4 protein-coding genes are annotated in these 3,461 nt (G+C 74.3%); 2 read left to right on the forward strand and 2 right to left on the reverse strand.

The window, feature by feature from the left end; translation table 11 throughout:
* Positions 1 to 1,149, reverse strand: a 1,149-nt coding sequence (locus AA75_RS43035) for an AMP-binding protein (protein WP_033826001.1), incomplete at its 3' end; no start/stop codon positions are given.
* 349 nt (positions 1,150 to 1,498) lie between these two features.
* Here AA75_RS43035 and AA75_RS43040 point away from each other — a divergent pair.
* The gene (locus AA75_RS43040) at positions 1,499 to 2,497 is read left to right on the forward strand and encodes an alpha/beta hydrolase (RefSeq protein WP_033826002.1); all 999 of its coding nucleotides are present in this window, start codon (positions 1,499 to 1,501) and stop codon (positions 2,495 to 2,497) included.
* 72 nt (positions 2,498 to 2,569) lie between these two features.
* Here the strand turns inward: AA75_RS43040 and AA75_RS43045 are convergent, their stop codons facing one another.
* Positions 2,570 to 3,238, reverse strand: coding sequence for an O-methyltransferase (locus tag AA75_RS43045; RefSeq protein ID WP_033826003.1), 669 nt, complete (start codon positions 3,236 to 3,238; stop codon positions 2,570 to 2,572).
* A 90-nt stretch (positions 3,239 to 3,328) separates the two neighbouring features.
* Here AA75_RS43045 and AA75_RS53270 point away from each other — a divergent pair.
* The coding region (locus AA75_RS53270; RefSeq protein ID WP_368666640.1) for a winged helix-turn-helix transcriptional regulator at positions 3,329 to 3,461 on the forward strand (133 nt) is incomplete at its 3' end.

Consider the following 3,461-nt stretch of genomic DNA (forward strand, 5'->3'; position numbering starts at 1 on the left):
GCCGTCCGGTACGGGGGCACCGAGGTCGTCGAGAACGGCGGCCCGGTAGCCGGGCACCGGGCGGCCGGTGGCGCCGGGGCGGATCTCGCCGTCGGCGGCGGAGATGAAGACGTGCAGCAGTTCGGTGGCGCCGATGCCGTCGATCAGCCGCAGCCCGGTGGCCCGGTGGAAAGCGTCCCAGACGGCCGTCGGCAGCGGTTCGCCCGCCGAGACGCAGCGCCGCAGGCCGCTCAGGCGGTCCGCCAGGCCGGCCGCGAGGATCGCCCGGTAGGCGGTCGGTGCGGTGAACAGCACGCTCACCCCGTGTGCGGCGACCGCCTCGGCCAGCTGCTCGGGGGTGGCCTGCTCCAGCAGCAGCGTGGCCGCGCCCGCCCGCAGTGGGAACACCACCAGCCCGCCGAGGCCGAAGGTGAAGCCGAGCGGCGGGGTGCCCGCGAAGAGGTCGTCGGGGCCGGGCCGCAGGATGTGCCGGGAGAAGGTGTCGGCGTTGGCCAGCACGTCGCGGTGGAAGTGCAGGGTGGCCTTGGGTCGGCCGGTGGTGCCGGAGGTGAAGGCGATCAGGGCGACGTCGTCGGCGGCGGTGTCGACGGCGGTGAAGCGCCCGCTCTTGGCGGCGCAGCGCGCGGTCAGGTCGTCCGCGCCGTCGCCGCCGTACGGCACGACGACGAGATCCGCCATCGCGGCCTTCTCGGCGGGCCCGAGGAAGCGGTGGTCGCACAGCGCCACGGCCGGCGAGCCGATCCCGCACAGGGCGTCGAGCTCGGCGGCCCTCAGCAGCGGCATCGTCGTCACCGCGACGCCGCCGGCTTTCAGTACGCCGAGCCAACTCGCGACCAGCCAGGGATTGTTGGGCCCGCGAAGGAGGACCCGGTTGCCCGGCACCAGCCCGAGGTCCTCGGTGAGCACCTGGGCGACCTGGTCGGAGCGGAGGCGCAGCTCGCCGTAGCTCCACTCCTCGGTGGGGGTGAGCAGGCAGCGGCGGTCCGGGCCCCACCGGTCGACGGCGCCGTCGATCAGGACCTGCGCGCAGTTGAGGCGTTGCGGGTACTGGAGCTCCGGCAGGTCGAGGAGCAGTTCCGGCCACTGGTCGGGCGGAGGGAGGCGGTCGCGGCAGAACGTGTCGACATGGGCGGAAGGGGCGAGCTCCATGGGCGTCACCTCATTCGGTCGGCTGGGAGTGAGCCCAAGTATGGCGTTGCCGTGACGGCAGTCAAGGGTTCGACATATCTTCCGTGGTCGGGCTGCCCTCGGGCGTGCCAACGCCCGAGGCCGATTCCAACGGTCCACGGGCGGGCGGAGGTTGGGGCGCGGTCGGCGCCGGGGCGTGCGGCGCGGGGGCCGGGCCGGAGGTCCGCGAAACGGGTCTGGTCGGCGCCGGTTACACGTGTTACCGTGCTGACGCGCGGTGCGAGTTCCACGCACCGACCGGTCCGGCCCCCCTCGGCCGGAACCCGGTCCTTCCCGCCTCCCCACTCCCCCACCACCCCGAGGAGCCGCCATGTCCGAGCTGTCGCAGGAACCGGATTCCGGCTGGCCGCCGCCACCGTTCGTCCCGCCACCGTCGCCGCGCCGCGCGGCCGACGGTGTCCTCACCTACGAGGCGGTCACCTACGCCAGGACCTTCGGCTACCGGCCGCGCCTGCTCGACGTCCACGTCCCGCCGGCCGGTGCGCCCGTTCCTGCGGTCGTGTGGATCCACGGCGGCGGCTGGATGGACGGCGACCGGCGCTTCCCGCCGCCGACCGTCCCCGTCGACCTGCTGTTCGGCTCGATCCTGGGGGCCGGTCTGGCGGTCGTCACCATCGACTACCGGCACAGCCTGGAGGCGCCGTTCCCGGCGCAGTTGCACGACGTCAAGGCCGCAATCCGCTACGTGCGGCGGTTCGCCGACCGGCTGGGGATCGACGCTGCGCGGATCGGCGTGTTCGGGGAGTCCGCCGGCGGCCACCTGGCCGCCATGGCGGCCCTCACGGGCACCGGCGCCGACCCGAGCAGCGACCCCGGCAGCGGCAGCACCGGTACGGACGGCCAGCTCGAGGGGGACGAGGGCGTCGGCCGGGGGGACACCACCGTACGGTGCGCCGTGGACTGGTACGGGGTGTCCGACATCGTCGCTGCCGCGTCGGCCGTCCCCGCGCTCGCCCTCGCGGGCGGCGCGGGCGGCGCGGGGCCGGAGCTGCCAGGGGTGGGCGATCCGTACACCGCGCTGCTCGGCGCCTCGCCCGCCGACCGGCCCGACCTGGCCGCGGCGGCCAGTCCGGTCGGTCGGGTGCCGTCGGCCGTCCCGCCGTTCCTGCTGGTGCACGGCACCGCGGACCGGCTGGTGCCGTACAGCCAGAGCGAACGGCTGGCCGAGCACCTGACCGGGCACGGCGGCGCCGTCGAGCTGGTGCCCGTACACGGCGCCGACCACATCTTCCTCGGCTCCGAGGAGATCCCCTCCATCGTCGCGCGGAGCGTGGACTTCCTCGCCCGCCACCTCACCGCGGCCGGCTGACGGGTCGCACGACCGGTGGCGGCCGGTGGCGGGTCGGCGGGCCCGCCACCGGCCGCCACTGCCTCCCGCGGGTCAGTCCGTCACGAGCGCCATGACGAAGCCGTCGTACCCCTTGGAGCCGACCGTCTGGACTGCGGTCGCGGTCAACCGGGGGTGCCGGGCGATGAGTTCGGTGAAGCGGCGGACGCCCTGCACCCGGGGGTCCGGGCTGGCCGGGTCGGTGACGGCGCCGTCGCGGACCACGTTGTCGCCGATGATGACGCTGCCGGGCCGGGTCAGCCTGAGCGCCCAGTCCAGGTAGTCGGGGTTCGAGGGCTTGTCGGCATCGATGAAGACCAGGTCGAACGGCGCGCCGTCGTCACCGGTCAGCCGCGGCAGGGTGTCGAGTGCCGCTCCGAGCCGGATGTCGACGACGTGCGCGAGGCCGGCCCGGGCGATGTTGGCGGCGGCCACGGCCGCACACTCCTCGTCGGCCTCCAGGCTGATCAGCCGTCCGCCGGCCGGCAGGGCGCGGGCGAGCCAGATGGTGCTGTAGCCGCCGAGGGTGCCGATCTCCAGGATGCTGCGGGCGCCCCGGACACGCGCCAGCAGGTTCAGCAGCTTGCCCTGGTTGGGGGCGACCTGGTGCGGCGGGAGACCGGCGTCCCCGCTGTCGCCGACCGCGGCCAGCAGGGCGTCGTCCTCCTCGACCAGCAGACCGTTGAAGTAGTCGTCGACGTCGTTCCAGGTGCGCTGCGACACAGTGGGTTCCCTTTCGATACTCACCAGGTTTCGATCAGGAACCTACTATGGGAGGCAGGTGACCCGCCCACCCGACCCCCGGAGCGAGAGATGACCGCACGACGTGAGGCCGACGACTGCGGCATCGCACAGGCCGCGGCCGTGGTGGGCGACTGGTGGACACTGCTCGTCCTGCGCGAGGTGGCCCGCGGCCACCACCGCTTCGACCGGCTCCCCGGCGGGC

The sequence above is a fragment of the Kitasatospora sp. MBT63 genome, assembly GCF_000710465.2.
Lineage (GTDB): Bacteria > Actinomycetota > Actinomycetes > Streptomycetales > Streptomycetaceae > Kitasatospora.